At 44.7% G+C, this 17577-nt stretch carries 16 protein-coding genes and 5 tRNA genes; all 21 read left to right on the top strand.

Going from position 1 to position 17577, the window contains the following annotated elements:
* Positions 1 to 30: 30 nt before the first annotated feature.
* Positions 31 to 675 carry an RNA polymerase sporulation sigma factor SigH gene (gene sigH / locus V6C27_14020; GenBank protein ID MEG6617521.1) on the top strand — a complete coding sequence of 215 codons (645 nt, stop codon included), beginning with the start codon at positions 31 to 33 and terminating at the stop codon, positions 673 to 675.
* A 105-nt stretch (positions 676 to 780) separates the two neighbouring features.
* A tRNA-Thr gene (locus V6C27_14015) sits at positions 781 to 856 on the top strand.
* 6 nt (positions 857 to 862) lie between these two features.
* Positions 863 to 948 (top strand) — tRNA-Tyr (locus tag V6C27_14010).
* Positions 949 to 1007: 59 nt separating this feature from the next.
* Positions 1008 to 1083, top strand: a tRNA-Met gene (locus V6C27_14005).
* Positions 1084 to 1086: 3 nt separating this feature from the next.
* A tRNA-Thr gene (locus tag V6C27_14000) sits at positions 1087 to 1162 on the top strand.
* 32 nt (positions 1163 to 1194) lie between these two features.
* A tRNA-Met gene (locus V6C27_13995) sits at positions 1195 to 1271 on the top strand.
* Positions 1272 to 1845: 574 nt separating this feature from the next.
* Entirely contained in the window at positions 1846 to 3048 is a 1203-nt protein-coding gene (tuf, locus tag V6C27_13990) for an elongation factor Tu (GenBank protein MEG6617520.1), read from the top strand.
* Between the two features lie 239 nt (positions 3049 to 3287).
* On the top strand, positions 3288 to 3437 hold the full coding sequence (gene rpmG, locus V6C27_13985) for a 50S ribosomal protein L33 (protein ID MEG6617519.1): 150 nt from the start codon (positions 3288 to 3290) through the stop codon (positions 3435 to 3437).
* A 37-nt stretch (positions 3438 to 3474) separates the two neighbouring features.
* Entirely contained in the window at positions 3475 to 3756 is a 282-nt protein-coding gene (gene secE / locus V6C27_13980; protein ID MEG6617518.1) for a preprotein translocase subunit SecE, read from the top strand.
* A 17-nt stretch (positions 3757 to 3773) separates the two neighbouring features.
* Positions 3774 to 4301, top strand: coding sequence for a transcription termination/antitermination protein NusG (nusG, locus tag V6C27_13975; protein ID MEG6617517.1), 528 nt, complete (start codon positions 3774 to 3776; stop codon positions 4299 to 4301).
* Between the two features lie 24 nt (positions 4302 to 4325).
* On the top strand, positions 4326 to 4754 hold the full coding sequence (gene rplK, locus V6C27_13970) for a 50S ribosomal protein L11 (GenBank protein MEG6617516.1): 429 nt from the start codon (positions 4326 to 4328) through the stop codon (positions 4752 to 4754).
* Positions 4755 to 4816: 62 nt separating this feature from the next.
* Positions 4817 to 5512: a 50S ribosomal protein L1 gene (gene rplA, locus V6C27_13965; protein MEG6617515.1), complete on the top strand. Its 696-nt coding sequence runs from the start codon at positions 4817 to 4819 to the stop codon at positions 5510 to 5512.
* Between the two features lie 243 nt (positions 5513 to 5755).
* Positions 5756 to 6289 (top strand): 50S ribosomal protein L10, encoded by a 534-nt coding sequence (gene rplJ, locus V6C27_13960; GenBank protein ID MEG6617514.1) that lies wholly within the window; start codon positions 5756 to 5758, stop codon positions 6287 to 6289.
* A 50-nt stretch (positions 6290 to 6339) separates the two neighbouring features.
* The gene (gene rplL / locus V6C27_13955; protein MEG6617513.1) at positions 6340 to 6717 is read left to right on the top strand and encodes a 50S ribosomal protein L7/L12; all 378 of its coding nucleotides are present in this window, start codon (positions 6340 to 6342) and stop codon (positions 6715 to 6717) included.
* A gap of 288 nt (positions 6718 to 7005) precedes the next feature.
* Positions 7006 to 10452 (top strand): DNA-directed RNA polymerase subunit beta, encoded by a 3447-nt coding sequence (rpoB, locus tag V6C27_13950; protein ID MEG6617512.1) that lies wholly within the window; start codon positions 7006 to 7008, stop codon positions 10450 to 10452.
* Positions 10453 to 10487: 35 nt separating this feature from the next.
* A complete protein-coding gene (gene rpoC / locus V6C27_13945) occupies positions 10488 to 13958 on the top strand; it encodes a DNA-directed RNA polymerase subunit beta' (protein ID MEG6617511.1) in 3471 nt (1156 codons plus the stop codon).
* Between the two features lie 136 nt (positions 13959 to 14094).
* The gene (locus V6C27_13940) at positions 14095 to 14346 is read left to right on the top strand and encodes a ribosomal L7Ae/L30e/S12e/Gadd45 family protein (GenBank protein ID MEG6617510.1); all 252 of its coding nucleotides are present in this window, start codon (positions 14095 to 14097) and stop codon (positions 14344 to 14346) included.
* Positions 14347 to 14404: 58 nt separating this feature from the next.
* Positions 14405 to 14779 carry a 30S ribosomal protein S12 gene (gene rpsL, locus V6C27_13935; protein ID MEG6617509.1) on the top strand — a complete coding sequence of 125 codons (375 nt, stop codon included), beginning with the start codon at positions 14405 to 14407 and terminating at the stop codon, positions 14777 to 14779.
* A 71-nt stretch (positions 14780 to 14850) separates the two neighbouring features.
* Complete coding sequence (gene rpsG / locus V6C27_13930; GenBank protein ID MEG6617508.1) at positions 14851 to 15321, top strand: 30S ribosomal protein S7; 471 nt, start codon at positions 14851 to 14853, stop codon at positions 15319 to 15321.
* Between the two features lie 17 nt (positions 15322 to 15338).
* Positions 15339 to 17408, top strand: a complete 2070-nt coding sequence (fusA, locus tag V6C27_13925; GenBank protein ID MEG6617507.1) for an elongation factor G — start codon at positions 15339 to 15341, stop codon at positions 17406 to 17408.
* A 43-nt stretch (positions 17409 to 17451) separates the two neighbouring features.
* Positions 17452 to 17577: GTP-binding protein (locus V6C27_13920; GenBank protein MEG6617506.1), on the top strand; the 126-nt coding region annotated here is incomplete at its 3' end.

The following is a 17577-nucleotide window of genomic DNA, read 5'->3' as shown; positions in this document are numbered from 1 at the left end:
TTGTAAATGAATGGAAGGCGGGGCGATTAGATGAGTGCAAATGCACAAAGAGAAGAGACCGCAAGTTATCATCTGTTAGTTGATGAGGAAGTGGTTGAATTTGCCCGGGAGGGTGATAACGTTGCGTTGGAGTACTTAATCAACAAGTACAAAAACTTTGTGCGTGCTAAAGCCCGCAGTTATTTTTTAATTGGTGCGGATCGTGAGGATATCATCCAGGAAGGTATGATTGGCTTATACAAGGCTATTCGTGATTTTCGTATGGATAAGCTCTCCTCTTTTAGAGCTTTCGCCGAACTGTGCATTACAAGGCAAATTATCACTGCCATTAAAACGGCAACCAGACAAAAACACATACCCCTTAACTCCTATGTGTCTTTAAATAAACCCATTTACGATGAAGATTCAGATCGTACTCTGCTGGATGTCATATCGGGGACTAAAATCACAGATCCGGAAGAACTAATTATTAGCCGGGAAGAATTTGACGACATCGAGGAAAAGATGGGTGAAATTCTTAGTTCCCTGGAATGGAAAGTGCTGATGTCTTATCTCGAGGGTAAGTCGTACCAAGAAATTGCCGAAGAGTTAAACCGTCATGTAAAGTCTATTGACAATGCTTTGCAAAGGGTTAAAAGAAAAATTGAACGCTATTTAGAAAAAAGAGATGTTTAGTTAATCATTTGGTTAACATTGATAGCGGGAAAATAGTGTTGACATAAGAGAACTAATCTGTTAATATTACTATTGCGCCAGGGCAAGTGGGCTCTGGCGAAACTTGCCGACGTAGCTCAATTGGCAGAGCAGCTGATTTGTAATCAGCAGGTTGCGGGTTCGAGTCCCATCGTCGGCTCCAAACAATGGAGGAGTGCCCGAGCGGCCAAAGGGAGCAGACTGTAAATCTGCCGGCGAACGCCTTCATAGGTTCGAATCCTATCTCCTCCACCATAAACCTTGCTAAAAAGGTTGCACAAAAAAATAAAATATGATAGAATAACTTTTGTTGACGCGGGGTGGAGCAGTTGGTAGCTCGTCGGGCTCATAACCCGAAGGTCGAGGGTTCAAGTCCCTCCTCCGCAACCAAATGCCGCCGTAGCTCAGTAGGTAGAGCGCATCCTTGGTAAGGATGAGGTCATCGGTTCAAATCCGATCGGTGGCTCCAGTAAAATTAAGTAATGCAAACAAAGTAAATATGGCGGCGTAGCTCAGTTGGTTAGAGCGCACGGTTCATACCCGTGGTGTCGCTGGTTCGAGTCCAGCCGCCGCTACCAAATATTAAGACGACTAATATGGTCGTCTTTTGTTGTTGTGGAGAGTAATAAAGTTGTATTGCTTAGGTGGAGTCAGACACCACCAAGCACAGGTGGCTTTGCCGTTGCTTAAAGGATAAAAGGTAACATAAAAACTGGTGATTTTGCATAGTGAGCGACATATGGATGAACAGTGCCAAACTAAGCGAAGGCTGCTGGCGGAGGCGGGCCGCGCATAGGACGTGCGCGGCTGGCAACTGAGTTATGGATGACGAATTTGCCAGGGACCCGCCGGAGCTAGCGGGCTGAGCGCTAAGTTTTGGCCTGCGAAGGAATCGGAGCGAACGGTGCAAAAGCACCAGTTTTTAAACTAACTGATATCTCAACAACAAAACAATTATCACACCACAGCAAAAGCCACCGATGTTATAAATGAATACATTAAAAATCCGTTAAAAAACACAATTGCCAGCAGGAATTTATTAATTAGTATAGAAAGTTACATAATGTTTGCAGCTAACGACGTAGTATAACTTCAACGGTGTTTGGAAATAACTTAAAAGTGTGTAAAAGTTTGTCAAGGGGGAAAGTTTAAATGGCAAAGGCAAAATTTGAGCGGACTAAACCGCACGTAAACATTGGTACCATCGGTCACGTTGACCATGGTAAAACAACACTGACAGCAGCTATTACAACTGTATTAGCAACCAAAGGTGGAGCTGCCCTGAGAAAATACGACGAAATCGATAACGCTCCAGAAGAACGTGAACGCGGTATTACCATTAACACCTCACACGTAGAATACGAAACCGATACTCGTCACTATGCCCACGTGGACTGCCCAGGACACGCTGACTATGTTAAAAACATGATCACCGGTGCAGCCCAAATGGACGGTGCTATTCTAGTGGTTTCCGCAGCTGATGGTCCAATGCCACAAACCCGTGAGCACATTTTGCTCTCCCGTCAAGTTGGCGTACCATACATCTGCGTATTCTTAAACAAAGCTGACATGGTAGACGATGAAGAACTTCTGGAACTGGTGGACATGGAAGTTCGTGAACTGTTAACCGAATACGAATTCCCTGGCGATGACACACCAATCGTAGCCGGTTCCGCGCTGAAAGCCCTAGAGTGTGGCTGTGGTAAAGAAGACTGTGAGTGGTGTGGCAAGATCTGGGAACTGATGAAGAATGTGGACAGCTACATTCCAACTCCAGAACGTGATCGCGACAAGCCATTCTTGATGCCGGTTGAGGACGTATTCTCCATTACCGGTCGTGGTACCGTTGCCACCGGTCGTGTAGAACGGGGTCAAGTAAAGGTACAAGACGAAGTTGAAATTGTAGGTTTACAAGAAAAAGCACGCAAAACAGTGGTAACCGGTGTAGAAATGTTCCGTAAGTTGCTGGACTTTGCAGAAGCCGGTGACAACATTGGAGCGCTATTGCGCGGTGTTGACCGTAAAGAAATTGAGCGTGGTCAAGTACTGGCAAAGCCCGGTACCATTAACCCCCACACCCATTTCGAAGCAGAAGTATATGTACTGTCCAAAGAAGAAGGTGGTCGTCATACCCCATTCTTCAATGGCTATCGTCCACAGTTCTACTTCCGTACCACCGACGTTACTGGCGTAATCCAACTGCCAGAAGGTGTAGAAATGGTAATGCCTGGTGACAACACCAAGTTCACCATTCAACTGATCACCCCCATCGCTATGGAAGAAGGTCTGCGCTTTGCTGTTCGTGAAGGTGGCCGTACCGTAGGCGCTGGCGTTGTAACCAAGGTTCTGGCTTAGTTTTTATAAAAAGTGGGGGCAACCCCACTTTTTACTATAATATCTAAATATGCCGAAGCCTTATAAGAAGCTGGAATGTTAAGCTGGGATTTTGGTATATAGTGGCATTGGAAGAGGCAAAATATAAATACTGGCACCAACGAGGTTAGTATTGACATGTCATAATTGTTGTGATAAATTTGATAAGTGAATTTGAAATCCGTCATTAAGGTCTTTTTTATTTTGGGGGAGGTGGCGTAATGAGAGTGGGCGTAACTATGGCTTGCACAGAGTGTAAGAGAAGAAACTACACAACCACCAAAAACAAGAAAAACGATTCTGGTAGAATAGAATTAAAAAAATATTGTCCCTTCTGCAAAAGTCATACCTTGCACAAGGAAACCAGATAAGTTTGTCTGGTAATCATGGTTTAAGGATGTGGCATGTATGGTAGCTTCTAAAAAACAAGGCGCAGATGGAGCAGCTTTAGCTAAAAAAGAGCCTAAGGGCCCTAAAAAGCCAACTAAAGCAGCTAAAGGGAGCCGTGTTGCTGGCGTCAAGAGCTTTTTTAACGGCGTTAAAATAGAGTTGAAAAAAGTTCATTGGCCGACACGCCGGGAAACGATGGCTTACACTGGGGTTGTATTGTCAACGGTTGCAGTAGTGTCAGCTCTGCTATGGATTTTGGATTCAATACTTGGTGCTGGCTTGTCATTGATTCTAGGATAAGTGAGGTTCCTTTTTTAATGAATAAAAGTTGGTATGTGGTACATACCTATTCAGGTTATGAAAACAAAGTTAAGGCAAACTTGGAAAGACGCATCGAATCGATGAATATGGAAGAAAAAATATTCCGTATTCTGGTGCCGATGGAGGATGAAGTTGAGATTAAAAATGGCAAAAAGAAAATTGCCAAAAAGAAAGTCTTTCCTGGGTATGTATTGGTTGAAATGATTATGACCGATGACTCTTGGTATGTTGTTCGGAATACTCCGGGTGTCACAGGCTTTGTGGGCTCTGGTAGTAAGCCCATACCATTGAGCGAAGAAGAGGTAAAATCCATTCTTCGGCAAATGGGTGAAGAAGAACCGCGTACTAAAGTCAATTTTTCTGTTGGCGAAAAGGTCAAAGTCATCAATGGGCCATTTGAAGACTTTGTGGGTGAAATAGAAGAAATTTATCCAGATAAAGGCAAGTTGCGAGTAATGGTATCAATGTTTGGACGGGAAACTCCCATTGAGTTAGATTTCAGTCAAATAGAAAAAATTGATTAGACATCGTGTGAGGAGGTGTGAGTAGTGGCTAAAAAGGTAGCTGCAATAGTAAAGTTACAAATTCCTGCAGGTAAGGCAACTCCTGCTCCTCCTGTAGGCCCTGCCCTTGGTCAACATGGGGTAAATATTATGGGGTTTGTTAAGGAGTTTAACGAAAAAACTGCTCAACAGGTGGGCTTGATCATTCCTGTTGAACTGACAGTTTATGAGGATCGCTCATTCAGCTTTATTTTAAAAACCCCACCGGCAGCAGTGCTGTTGAAAAAGGCCGCTGGCATTGAAAAGGCTTCAGGGGAACCGAACACTAAAAAGGTGGCTAAGGTGCCTCGCTCTAAAGTAAAAGAGATTGCTGAATTAAAAATGCCAGATCTGAACGCAGCAGATGTGGAAGCTGCTATGCGGATGGTGGAAGGTACCGCCCGCAGCATGGGTATTGAAATAGTTGAAGGTTAATTAGTTCTTTTCTCAATGTGTGGGAGGATAGTTTCCGTTAAAACCACAAAGGGGGTAATATTATGCCAAAGCATGGCAAGAAGTTTCAAGAAGCTCTAAAAGCTGTCGATAGCCACATGCTATATGACGCTAAAGAAGCTTTGGAATTGGTTAAAAAAGTGGCTCCGGCCAAGTTTGACGAAACAGTTGAATTGGCAGTGCGTCTGGGTGTTGACCCTAGACATGCTGATCAGCAGTTGCGTGGAGCTGTAGTGTTGCCACATGGTTTGGGTACCACCAAAACCGTATTGGTATTTGCTAAAGGTGATAAAGCTAAAGAAGCTGAAGCAGCTGGTGCAGATTTTGTAGGCGCTGAGGACATGGTGGAAAAAATCCAAGGCGGTTGGATGGATTTCGATGTTGCCATTGCCACACCAGATATGATGGCTTTGGTTGGTAGATTGGGCCGTGTGCTTGGTCCCCGTGGCTTAATGCCGAACCCGAAAACCGGCACTGTAACCATGGATGTAGCACAGGCTGTTAATGAAGCAAAGGCTGGTAAAGTGAACTATCGTACCGATAAAGCAGGTATTATTCATACACCCATCGGTAAAGCTTCCTTTGATGCTGACAAGCTGTATGGTAACATGAAAGCAATCATTGATACGCTGATTAAAGTTAAGCCTGCCGCTGTAAAGGGCACATATATCAAGAGTATCACTGTTTCTAGCACTATGGGTCCTGGAGTCAAAGTTAACCCGAACAAAGTTACAGGCTAATTTGGCCAGTGCTCACACGAAGTTAATTTAATATCTACTTCTAGCTGTAGACCGTTGGTGCATATGCCTAATATGCTTAAAGATTTTTGCCAGCGCAGGCCAAGAGGTTACCCGCAAGGTTAATGGTGGGGTCTCTGTGTCTGTCTACAGAGACCCTTTTTTATTGATGTATAGACACTATAGGCAAAGGGTGCTGGAAACATTAAAAGAATCCTTTGACCATGCGAAGGGAGGTGTTGTGTAATGCCGACCAAACAAAAAGAATTAGCAGTGCAAGAGATTAAAGAAAAACTTGGTAACGCTCAAGTGGCCATTTTAGCTAATCAACGTGGTATCACTGTTGATAAAATCACTGCAGTGCGTGCCAAACTGCGTGCCGCTGGTTGTGAAATGAAAGTTACCAAGAACACTTTAACCAAAATTGCCGCTAAAGAGCTTGGTATCGAGGGCTTGGATGAATATTTAGTTGGTCCTACAATAATAGCATTTGGTAACGAAGATCCTGTGGCAGCAGCTAAAATCATGTCTGAATTTGCTAAAGAAGTAAAAGAAGGCATAGAAATTAAAGCTGGGGTCTTGGAAGGCAAACTGGTTGATAAAGAGCAAATTAAAGCCTTGGCAGAGCTACCTTCACGGGAAGTGCTGCTGGCAAAGGTTGTGGGTGGTATGCAAGCGCCAATGTACGGTTTTGCAAGCGTACTGGCCGCAAATCTCAGAAACTTTGTTTATGTGCTTGAAGCTGTGCGTAAACAAAAAGAAGCAGAAGCTGCTTCATAATATAAATTAAACTAAACTTAAATTATGAAAAATAACGGAGGTAGTATAAAATGTCTAAAGTTAATGAAATTTTAGAAGCGGTAAAAGAATTAACCGTTCTCGAACTGTCTGAATTAGTTAAGGCTTTTGAAGAAGAATTTGGTGTAAGTGCTGCTGCTCCTGTGGCTGCTGTTGCTGCTCCTGTGGCTGGTGGCGCTGCTGAAGCTGCTGAAGAGAAAACTGAATTTGATGTAATCTTGACTGCTGCTGGCGATAAAAAGATCAACGTAATTAAAGTTGTTCGTGAAATCACCGGTTTAGGCCTGAAAGAAGCTAAGGAATTGGTTGATGGCGCTCCAAAACCAGTTAAAGAAAAGGCTAGCAAAGAAGATGCAGAAGCTATTAAAGCTAAACTTGAAGAAGCTGGTGCTTCAGTAGAAGTTAAGTAATTAACCATAAGTAATAAAAAGTGCCTGATTTATTCGGGCACTTTTTTAATATATTAAAAAATTAAATGATGGTTGACAATTAGAGACATCTGTGTTAGCATTTAAAAATGCCATTCTATGGTTATATTATGGGCTAATGGTGTGAAATTAAAAAGGTGAATGAAACATTGATTATTGGGTCAAAATATAGAAGATAGGCTTATAATGTTTAAAAGCGAGGTTAAGTGGTTAGGACCATAACCTTGCTTTTGCTTGTTCTTTAAATCAATAAGGGGTGTGATGCGCTAGATGGTCTTTCCGGAAAAGGTTGGCACCAGGGTAAGATGGAATTTCGGCAAAATCAAAGAAGTAATGCAACTGCCAAACCTGATTGAAATCCAGAAAAACTCGTACCAGTGGTTTTTGAAAGAAGGACTACACGAAGTATTTAAGGACGTATCCCCAATCCAGGACTTTACTGGTAACTTGGTACTTGAGTTTTTGGACTATTCCCTCGGTGAACCAAAGTATTCAGTGGAAGAATGTAAGGAACGTGATGTTACTTATGCAGCACCACTGCGGGTAAAAGTTAGATTAATTAACAAAGATACTGGCGAAGTTAAGGAACAAGAAGTCTTTATGGGTGATTTCCCATTAATGACGGACAAAGGAACTTTTATCATCAATGGTGCCGAAAGGGTAATAGTCAGCCAGTTGGTGCGTTCACCTGGAGTGTATTTTACAGAATCTATTGATCCAAGTGGGAAAAAGCTTTATGGCGCCACAATAATTCCAAACCGTGGTGCGTGGCTGGAGTTTGAAACAGATGTTAACGATCATCTGTTTGTACGCATCGATCGTACTAGAAAAATACCAGCCACCGTGTTAATTAGAGCGTTAGGTTATTCTTCTAATCAACAAATACTAGAACTGTTTAATGAAGATAAAAATATCAATGAAACATTAAACAGAGATAATACTGACTCTGACGAAGATGCGTTGGTGGAAATTTATAAGAGATTAAGACCTGGAGAACCTCCCACTGTTGAGAGTGCCCGATCTCTTTTAGCAACTTTATTCTTTGATCCCAGACGTTATGACTTGGCTCATGTGGGTCGTTACAAACTACATAAGAAGTTAAAACATGGGATTTTATATCGCTTTAAGGACGATAATGGACCGAAAGAATTTGATCGTCTTTTACAACAAGAGGTGCCTGTCGACAGAGAGTTTATCCGCGAATTAACCCAAGAGGACATCATTGCCACTGTTCAATATCTACTGAAATTGATGCAGGGTGAAGGCCATGCCGATGATATTGACCACTTAGGAAACCGTCGCTTGCGTTCGGTGGGCGAATTGTTGCAAAATCAATTCCGCATTGGATTATCCCGCATGGAAAGAGTGGTGCGGGAACGCATGACCATTCAAGACGTTGATGTGATTACTCCACAGGTGCTGATCAACATCAGACCGGTGGTAGCCTCAATTAAAGAGTTTTTTGGCTCCAGTCAGTTGTCGCAATTTATGGATCAAACTAACCCATTGGCTGAATTGACTCACAAACGTCGTCTGTCAGCACTGGGCCCCGGTGGTTTGTCTCGGGAACGGGCTGGCTTTGAAGTCCGTGACGTTCACCATTCTCACTATGGGCGGATGTGTCCCATTGAGACCCCTGAGGGTCCCAACATTGGTTTGATTGGTTCGCTGTCTACCTATGCCCGCATTAACGAGTTTGGCTTTATGGAGACACCCTATCGCAAGGTGGATAAAGAAAACAAAAGGGTAACGGAAGAAATAGTTTACCTCACCGCTGATGAGGAAGAGGACAAAGTAATTGCCCAAGCAAACGTTGCGTTGGATGAAAATGGCTACTTTGTAGAAGATCGTGTCACCTGCCGCCGGGGGCCAGATACCATTATGTCACCGGTAACCAGAGTGGACTATATGGACGTTTCGCCTAAACAGGTCTATAGTGTGGCCACGTCACTAATTCCCTTTTTGGAGCATGATGATGCCAACCGGGCGCTGATGGGTGCAAACATGCAACGTCAAGCGGTACCACTTTTGAAACCCCAGGCACCGTTGGTGGGTACTGGCATTGAGCACAAAGCTGTTAAAGACTCAGGTGTGGCGGTTTTGGCTAAACGGGCAGGGGTTGTGGAAAAGGTTACTGCCAATGAAGTGCAAATCCGCGCCGACGAAGATGGCCGGTTGGATAAATATAAGTTACTAAAGTTTACCCGCTCCAACCAAGGTACTTGCATTAACCAAAAACCAATTGTTTCCAAAGGGCAGTGGGTTGATGCTGAAGATATAGTGGCAGACGGTCCTTCTTCTGACTTAGGTGAACTTGCCTTAGGACGCAACGTGATGGTGGCCTTTATGCCCTGGGAGGGTTATAACTACGAAGATGCCATTCTCCTTAGCGAGAAAATGGTTAAAGAGGACTACTATACCTCCATTCACATTGAAGAATACGAATGTGATGCCAGAGATACTAAGTTAGGGCCGGAAGAAATTACCCGTGACATTCCCAATGTTGGCGAGGAAGTTCTAAAGGACCTTGATGAGCGTGGCATTATCAGGGTGGGCGCAGAAGTTCGTCCTGGAGATATCTTAGTGGGTAAAGTGACACCCAAAGGGGAAACCGAGCTGACCGCGGAAGAAAGACTGCTGCGGGCCATCTTTGGTGAGAAGGCCAGAGAAGTGCGGGATACTTCATTGAGGGTTCCCCATGGTGAAGAAGGTATGATTGTTGATGTCAAAGTGTTCACCAGAGAGAACGGAGATGAATTGCCACCGGGTGTCAATCAGTTAGTGCGCTGTTACATTGCCCAAAAGCGCAAAATCCGTCAAGGCGACAAAATGGCTGGTCGCCACGGTAACAAAGGGGTTATCTCTCGCATTTTACCGGAGGAAGATATGCCATTCTTGCCGGACGGTACACCGGTAGAAATTGTCTTAAACCCACTGGGTGTACCTTCCCGGATGAATATTGGACAGGTGTTGGAAACCCATTTAGGCTGGGCAGCAAAAGTGTTGGGCTTCCATGTGTCTACTCCAGTTTTTAACGGCGCTTCCGAAGAAGATATTAGTAATTCGCTCAGCCAAGCCGGATTGCCACCCACAGGAAAAATCACCCTGCGGGACGGACGCTCGGGTGAGCCCTTTGACAACCCGGTAACGGTGGGTTGTGTGTACATGATTAAACTGGCACACATGGTTGACGACAAGATTCACGCCCGCTCAACGGGACCTTACTCTTTAGTTACTCAACAACCTCTTGGTGGTAAAGCGCAGTTTGGCGGACAGAGGTTTGGTGAAATGGAAGTGTGGGCTTTGGAGGCCTATGGGGCCGCCTACACATTACAAGAGATTTTGACTGTGAAATCGGACGATGTGGTGGGGCGTGTTAAAACCTATGAAGCCATTGTCAAGGGCGAAAATGTACCAGAACCTGGTGTTCCTGAATCATTTAAAGTTTTAATTAAAGAGTTACAGAGCTTGGCCTTAGATGTTAAGGTGCTTTCTGAGGATGAGCAAGAAATTGTCATTAAAGAGGCCGACGAAGACATAAACGAGGCTGCTCGGGAATATGGCTTGGATGTACAGGACGAAGCAAAGGCAGAGTCTGACGAAGGCGCTGGCAATGCAAATGGCGATGATAACGACAACGATAATGACATTCAAGACGATGACTTTGATGATTCAATTATAGATAAAGATTTAGAGCTGGATGACGAAGAAAACTAAACACCGGTAAAACCTGTTTAAAGGGGGAAAAATCCTTGGTGGATTTAAATAACTTTGACCGGATCCGGATTGGCCTGGCATCCCCAGATCAAATTCGCTCATGGTCCAGCGGTGAAGTAAAGAAACCAGAGACCATAAACTACCGTACATTAAAGCCAGAACGGGACGGTTTGTTTTGTGAAAGAATTTTTGGCCCAACTCGGGACTGGGAATGTCATTGTGGCAAGTATAAGCGTGTGCGTTATAAAGGTGTGGTTTGTGACCGCTGCGGCGTTGAAGTAACTAGATCAAAAGTACGCCGCGAGCGGATGGGTAGAATTGAACTGGCTGCTCCTGTATCTCATATCTGGTACTTTAAAGGGATTCCCAGCCGCATGGGACTAATTTTAGATATGTCCCCCAGAGCACTGGAAAAAGTACTCTATTTCGTTTCATACATTGTAATTGACCCGGGTGATACCAACCTAATTAAGAAACAACTTTTAACAGAGGCTGAATACAGAGAATATCGCGATAAACATGGCAATGCCTTTAGAGCAGGCATGGGTGCCGAAGCGGTAAAAGAATTACTGGCGGAAATTGATTTAGAAGCGCAGGCCAAAGAACTGCGACAGGAGTTAAAAGAAGTTTCTGGTCAGAGAAAAATACGGGCAATTCGCCGTTTAGAAGTTGTAGAGGCTTTTCGCAACTCCGGTAATCGGCCAGAGTGGATGATTATGGATGTACTGCCTGTCATTCCACCGGAACTGCGACCAATGGTACAATTGGACGGCGGTCGCTTTGCCACCTCAGATCTCAATGACCTTTATAGACGGGTAATCAATAGAAATAATCGATTAAAAAAGTTACTTGATCTAGGGGCGCCAGACATTATTGTCCGCAATGAAAAAAGGATGCTCCAAGAGGCCGTGGACGCATTAATTGATAACGGCCGTCGCGGTAGGCCGGTAACTGGTCCTGGCAACCGACCATTAAAATCCCTTTCAGATATGCTGAAGGGTAAACAGGGTCGCTTCCGTCAAAACCTATTGGGTAAGCGGGTGGACTACTCTGGCCGGTCAGTAATTGTGGTGGGACCAGAACTGAAATTGCATCAGTGTGGTTTACCAAAGGAAATGGCTTTAGAGCTATTTAAACCCTTTGTGATGAAAAGCCTAGTCAACAGAGGACTGGCTCACAATATTAAGAGTGCTAAAAGGATGGTGGAACGGGTACGGCCGGAGGTTTGGGGTGTGTTAGAGGAAGTTATTAAACAACATCCGGTGCTCTTAAACCGGGCCCCAACCTTGCACCGCTTGGGTATTCAAGCCTTTGAACCAGTATTGGTTGAGGGCAAGGCGTTGAAAATTCACCCAATGGTGTGTACCGCTTATAACGCCGACTTTGACGGTGACCAGATGGCGGTGCATGTGCCGCTGTCAGCAGAGGCCCAAGCAGAAGCCAGAATTTTGATGCTGTCGGCCCATAACATTTTAAACCCTAAAGATGGCAAGCCGGTGGCCACCCCGACCCAAGACATGGTATTGGGATGCTACTATCTGACGATGCAAAAGGATGGAGCGCTGGGTGAAGGTAAAGCCTTTAACAACTTGGATGAAGCTGTACTGGCTTACGAGAATAATGCCCTTTCGTTGCACGCTAAAATCAAAGTGAACTATAAAGGGGTAAAGCGGGAAACCACCGTTGGCCGGCTAATATTTAATGAAATTATTCCTGATGAACTGGGATTCTTTGATGGTATAGCAGACAAAAAGGCTTTAGGTCGGATAGTTGATCAAACCTACCGCAAAACTGGCTATGCCGGCACCGCGCAAGTACTGGATGGTTTAAAGAGCTTAGGGTACAAATTTGCCACTAAAGCAGGTATGACAATTGGCATGTTTGATATCACTATTCCGGAAGCCAAAAAAGAAATTTTGGCCAACGCCGATGCCAGAGTTAATGAAATTGAGAAACAGTACCGGCGTGGTTTAATTACCGAAGAAGAGCGTTACCAAAAAGTCATTGATGTATGGAATGGTGCCACAGATGATGTTACCAAAGCCTTGATGACCTCACTGGATAAGTATAACCCTGTCTACATGATGGCCACCTCTGGTGCCCGGGGTAACATTCAACAAATCCGGCAATTGGCAGGTATGCGCGGATTGATGGCGGATCCATCCGGAAGAATTATTGACTTGCCCATTAAAGCCAATTTCCGTGAAGGGCTCACCGTTTTGGAGTACTTTATTTCTACCCACGGTGCCCGCAAAGGGTTGGCCGACACCGCCCTCAGAACTGCCGACTCTGGGTATCTAACCCGTCGTTTGGTTGATGTTGCCCAGGACGTTATTGTTCGGGAAGAAGATTGTGGCACCGACCATGGTGTTACTGTTTCAGTAATCAAAGATGGCACCGAAGTGATCGAAAACTTGGAGGATCGCATTACCGGCCGGTATGCTATGGAGGATGTGGTGCATCCGGAAACCGGCGAAGTGCTGGTGGAAGCTGGCAAACTGATTTTTGAAGAGGATGCCGAACAAATAATTGCCGCCGGTATCACCAAAGTAAATATTCGATCAGTAATTACTTGTCAAACCCACTACGGGGTTTGCAAGCGGTGTTATGGCCGCAACCTGGCCACTGGTAGACAGGTGGATATTGGTGAAGCGGTGGGGATTATTGCCGCTCAGTCCATCGGTGAGCCTGGCACCCAGTTGACAATGCGTACTTTCCACACCGGTGGTATTGCCGGTGATGACATTACCCAGGGTTTACCAAGGGTTGAAGAATTATTTGAAGCTCGCAAGCCAAAGGGTCAAGCCACCATTACCGAAAACGATGGTGTGGTAACCATTCGTGAAGTAAAAGGACGCCGGGAAGTGGAAGTGGCCGGTGACGATGGAGACAAGAACACCTACCCCATCCCCTACGGCGCTCGGTTAAAGGTTCATGATGGGGATCGTGTTGAAGCCGGTGATGAGCTGACAGAGGGTTCCGTAAACCCCAACGACTTATTAAAAATTAAAGGGGTTAGGGATGTTCAGGTTTACCTGTTGCAAGAAGTACAACGGGTTTATCGTTTGCAGGGTGTTGAAATTAACGATAAACATATTGAAGTAATGATTCGCCAGATGCTGAGGAAAGTCAAGGTGGAGGATGCCGGTGACACCGACCTATTGCCCGGCAGCCTAGTCGATGTGTTTGACTTTAATACTGAAAATAAGCGGATTGAAGAAGTTGGTGGTGAACCAGCCACCGCTAAACCAGTATTGTTAGGGATTACTAAGGCGTCTTTGGCCACAGATTCATTCTTATCGGCTGCTTCTTTCCAGGAAACTACCAGGGTGCTCACTGAGGCGGCCATTAAAGGAAAACTCGATCCGTTGCTGGGCCTGAAAGAAAACGTAATCATTGGCAAACTGGTTCCGGCGGGAACAGGATTAAGTAGATACAGAAATATCGAGATTCAACCCATGAATCAGCAAGGCGAAGAAATTGCAGTGGCAAAGGCTGACAACTAACGCCTAATTAGATTTGGTGGAGGCCATTATTTGTCTCCACCAAATCACAATTACCAAGTAGTAATTTTATTGACAACGTGGCTGCCAGGTGATATTATATACGAGTGCGTTGACGCATATGGGGGTTTTATTTGATATGCCATATGAAAAAATAGCCAAAGCTCGTCAAAAAACAGTTGGAGCTAAACAGACAATGAAGGCTGTGGAAAAGGGTCGAGTTAAGTTTTTATATATCGCTAAAGATGCTGATAGGCACGTCACAGAACCCATTATTAAAATATGTGAGTCTAAAAACATACCCTTTGCCCAAGTGGATAGCATGAAGAACTTAGGCAAAGCTTGTGGTATTGATGTCCGCTGTGCTATTGCGGCGATTATTGAAGAGTAAGTTTTTGTGTCAATTATTATAAAATTGATGCGTTACTTGGGAAGGAGGTGGAGTCTGGATGCCGACTATTAACCAGCTTATTCGTAAAAATAGGGAGCAGGCAATTGAAAAATCAAATTCACCTGCGCTAAAAAACAGCCCACAAAAACGTGGTGTGTGCACAAGGGTTTACACAACAACCCCTAAAAAGCCAAACTCAGCTTTGCGTAAAGTAGCAAGGGTGCGCCTGACGAATGGTATTGAAGTATCCTCCTATATTCCAGGAATTGGTCACAACCTTCAAGAGCACTCTGTGGTATTGGTACGCGGCGGTCGTGTTAAAGACTTGCCAGGTGTACGTTACCATATTATCCGTGGTGCGTTGGATACTGCAGGTGTACAAAACCGCAATCAACGTCGCTCTAAATATGGTTCTAAGAAACCTAAGAAGTAAATGATGTTATGAAATTATATTACTTAAGATAGCTTTTTATGCTAGAAGTCTATAGCAAAGGGGGGAAACCGATGCCAAGAAGAAGCGGTATTCCTAAAAGAGAAGTTTTGGCAGACCCTGTTTACAACAGTAAGACTATTACTAAACTAATAAATCAAATCATGTTAGATGGCAAACGCGGTGTTGCGGAATCCATCGTTTATGATGCCTTTGATATAATTCGTGAGAAAGCCGACAAAGACCCGATGGAGGTTTTTGAAGAGGCGATGAAAAACGTAATGCCTGTATTGGAAGTTAAGGCCCGCCGGGTAGGTGGCGCTAACTATCAAGTGCCGGTAGAAGTGCGTCAAGAACGTCGCCAGACATTGGCTATTCGCTGGTTAACCAAGTATAGCCGTGAACGTTCAGGTCGCGGCATGGCAGAAAAGTTGGCCAATGAATTAATGGATGCAGCCAATAATACCGGTGCCACCGTTAAAAAACGTGAAGACACCCATAAAATGGCTGAAGCTAACAAAGCATTTGCGCATTACAGGTGGTAAGGAGGAAGAGATAAATTATGGCGCGTAGTTTTCCTTTAGAGCGTACACGCAACATTGGAATTATGGCCCACATTGACGCAGGAAAAACCACTACCACCGAGCGCATTTTGTTCTACACTGGTAGGGTACACAAGATCGGTGAAACACATGATGGTGCAGCAACTATGGACTGGATGGTTCAAGAACAAGAAAGAGGTATTACCATCACCTCTGCTGCTACTACCTGTCATTGGCGTGATCATCGGATCAACATTATTGATACGCCAGGCCACGTGGACTTTACAGTGGAAGTGGAACGTTCGTTGCGTGTGCTGGATGGTGCGGTGGCAGTATTTTGCTCCGTGGGTGGCGTTGAGCCCCAGTCTGAAAATGTTTGGAGACAAGCGGATAAGTATGGTGTACCCAGAATTGCCTACGTTAACAAAATGGACCGCATCGGTGCAAACTTCTTTAATGGTCTGCAAATGATGCGGGACAGATTGGGAGCTAACCCCGTTGCTATTCAGTTGCCCATTGGTGCTGAAGAGAACTTTGTGGGAATTGTTGATTTAGTCAAACAAAAAGCTTATATATACACTGATGATTTAGGTACCACCGCTGACACAGTGGAAATACCTGAAGATATGAAGGATTTAGTTGCTGAATATCGCGAGAAACTGTTGGAAGCGGTGGCTGATTCAGACGAAGAACTGATGATGAAGTACTTAGAAGGAGAAGAAATTTCCGAAGAAGAACTTATCGCAGCGATTCGTAAAGCCACCATCGCAGTTAAAATTAATCCGGTGCTGTGCGGTTCATCTTTTAAAAACAAAGGTGTGCAAATGCTATTGGATGCAATTATAGACTTTATGCCAGCACCAACCGATGTGCCGGCGATAGCTGGTATGCTACCCGACAGTGGCGAAGAAGCTCACAGAGAATCCAGTGATGAAGAGCCATTCTCTGCTTTGGCCTTTAAAATCATGACTGACCCCTATGTGGGCAAACTGTCCTTCTTTAGGGTTTATTCAGGTCACCTGAAGGCTGGCTCCTATGTGTTGAACAGCACCAAGGGTAAAAAGGAGCGGATTGGCCGTATTCTACAAATGCACGCCAATCACCGGGAAGAAATCGAAGAGGTTTATGCCGGGGATATTGCTGCTGCAGTAGGTTTAAAGGTTACCGCCACCGGTGATACACTGTGTGATGAAAAGAGCCCAATTATTTTAGAATCCATGGAATTCCCTGATCCAGTTATTGATGTGGCCATTGAGCCTAAGTCCAAGGCCGACCAAGATAAACTTGGGGTGGCACTGGCCAAATTGTCTGAGGAAGATCCGACATTCCAAACCCACACCGACCATGAAACTGGTCAGACAATTATTTCTGGTATGGGTGAATTGCACCTGGAAGTTATTGTTGACCGCTTGTTGAGGGAGTTCAAGGTGGAAGCTAATGTAGGTAAACCGCAGGTTGCTTACAAAGAAACCATCAAGAACTCTGTAAAAGCTGAAGGTAAGTTCGTACGTCAGTCCGGTGGTCGCGGTCAGTATGGTCACTGTTGGATTGAAATTGAGCCAATGGAAAGAGGCGCTGGTTACGAATTCGTTAATAAGATTGTTGGTGGTGTAATTCCTAAGGAATACATCGCACCAATTGATGCTGGTATTCAAGAAGCAATGCAAAATGGTGTTATTGCCGGTTACCCAATGTTGGACGTCAGAGTTACTCTGTATGATGGATCATACCACGACGTTGACTCTTCAGAAATGGCCTTTAAAGTGGCTGGTAGCATGGCGCTGAAAAATGCTGCCAACAAAGCAAACCCAGTACTGCTGGAGCCAATGATGAGAGTAGAAGTGGTAATGCCAGAGGAATACATGGGTGATGTGATGGGCGATATTAACAGCCGCCGTGGGCGCATTGAGTCCATGGATCAAAGGGGTAACGCCAGAGTGATCACCGGTTTTGTACCACTTTCCGAAATGTTTGGCTATGCAACTGAGTTGAGATCGCGTACCCAAGGACGGGGTCAATATACCATGGTGTTCTCGCACTATGAAGAAGTGCCTAAGAACATTGCCGAAGAAATTATCGCTAAGAAGTAATTAATATATAAACTATGTGATTACTAAGGGAGGAAAGAATCCAATGGCAAAGGCAAAATTTGAGCGGACTAAACCGCACGTAAACATTGGTACCATCGGTCACGTTGACCATGGTAAAACAACACTGACAGCAGCTATTACAACTGTATTAGCAACCAAAGGTGGAGCT

It is taken from the genome of Peptococcaceae bacterium 1198_IL3148, assembly GCA_036763105.1.
Lineage (GTDB): Bacteria > Bacillota > Desulfotomaculia > Desulfotomaculales > Desulfohalotomaculaceae > JBAIYS01.
This window is presented reverse-complemented; position numbering and strand designations above follow the sequence as displayed.

Coding starts and splice junctions, on each gene's coding strand:
- rpsG (MEG6617508.1), top strand. CDS start 14,851: ATGCCAAGAAGAAGCGGTATTCCTAAAAGAGAAGTTTTGGCAGACCCT.
- rpsL (MEG6617509.1), top strand. CDS start 14,405: ATGCCGACTATTAACCAGCTTATTCGTAAAAATAGGGAGCAGGCAATT.
- fusA (MEG6617507.1), top strand. CDS start 15,339: ATGGCGCGTAGTTTTCCTTTAGAGCGTACACGCAACATTGGAATTATG.
- rplJ (MEG6617514.1), top strand. CDS start 5,756: ATGCCGACCAAACAAAAAGAATTAGCAGTGCAAGAGATTAAAGAAAAA.
- tuf (MEG6617520.1), top strand. CDS start 1,846: ATGGCAAAGGCAAAATTTGAGCGGACTAAACCGCACGTAAACATTGGT.
- rplA (MEG6617515.1), top strand. CDS start 4,817: ATGCCAAAGCATGGCAAGAAGTTTCAAGAAGCTCTAAAAGCTGTCGAT.
- rpmG (MEG6617519.1), top strand. CDS start 3,288: ATGAGAGTGGGCGTAACTATGGCTTGCACAGAGTGTAAGAGAAGAAAC.
- nusG (MEG6617517.1), top strand. CDS start 3,774: ATGAATAAAAGTTGGTATGTGGTACATACCTATTCAGGTTATGAAAAC.
- secE (MEG6617518.1), top strand. CDS start 3,475: ATGGTAGCTTCTAAAAAACAAGGCGCAGATGGAGCAGCTTTAGCTAAA.
- V6C27_13940 (MEG6617510.1), top strand. CDS start 14,095: ATGCCATATGAAAAAATAGCCAAAGCTCGTCAAAAAACAGTTGGAGCT.
- rplL (MEG6617513.1), top strand. CDS start 6,340: ATGTCTAAAGTTAATGAAATTTTAGAAGCGGTAAAAGAATTAACCGTT.
- sigH (MEG6617521.1), top strand. CDS start 31: ATGAGTGCAAATGCACAAAGAGAAGAGACCGCAAGTTATCATCTGTTA.
- rpoB (MEG6617512.1), top strand. CDS start 7,006: ATGGTCTTTCCGGAAAAGGTTGGCACCAGGGTAAGATGGAATTTCGGC.